This window comes from Enterococcus gallinarum NBRC 100675 (assembly GCF_001544275.1).
GTDB classification, from domain to species: Bacteria; Bacillota; Bacilli; order Lactobacillales; family Enterococcaceae; genus Enterococcus_D; species Enterococcus_D gallinarum.
This window is the reverse complement of record NZ_BCQE01000087.1, coordinates 1-522: the sequence shown is the minus strand read 5'-3', so window position 1 is coordinate 522 and position 522 is coordinate 1. Positions and strand designations below refer to the sequence as shown.

At 29.1% G+C, this 522-nt stretch carries 1 protein-coding gene; it reads left to right on the top strand.

Features of this window, described 5'->3' with window-relative positions; translation table 11 throughout:
• Positions 1–356 (top strand): hypothetical protein (locus EG2_RS19430; RefSeq protein ID WP_218002390.1); only part of this gene is annotated, 356 nt, incomplete at its 5' end.
• Between the last annotated feature and the right edge of the window lie 166 nt (positions 357–522).

The following is a 522-nucleotide window of genomic DNA, read 5'->3' as shown; positions in this document are numbered from 1 at the left end:
CGACACCAAAAGTAGAAAAACAGCCAACAATTACAACAGTTCCAGAAATAGAATCAAAAGTCAATATTGAAAAAAGTATTAAAACACTAGATAAACTTTCATCAAGAGAAATAAGTAATCTTTCGTTGAAGGATTTAAAAGAGATGTTACCAAATCACTGGAACATATATGAGAATAATGGACGTGTTCATGTAAAAGATGGAAAAGTTATGAGAATAAGAATAGATCCTGCTGATAATGTAACTAAATATCAACACATGCATATATATGATATTAATGGCAACTCTCTTGATATAAATGGTAATATTGTTGAGAGAAACAGTCCATCGGCTCATATTCCTTGGAATGATAAATAAGGGAGGATTAAGGAATGAATTTTGCAGATATAAAAAGTAAATTGAAACCAATCTTTTATAACGACATGTCTATACTAGACGTTCATTCATGCTTTTTCATGGATGAAATATATATATATATAGAAATAGACGACAACTATTGTTGGAAAATTAGTTTTCTATCATG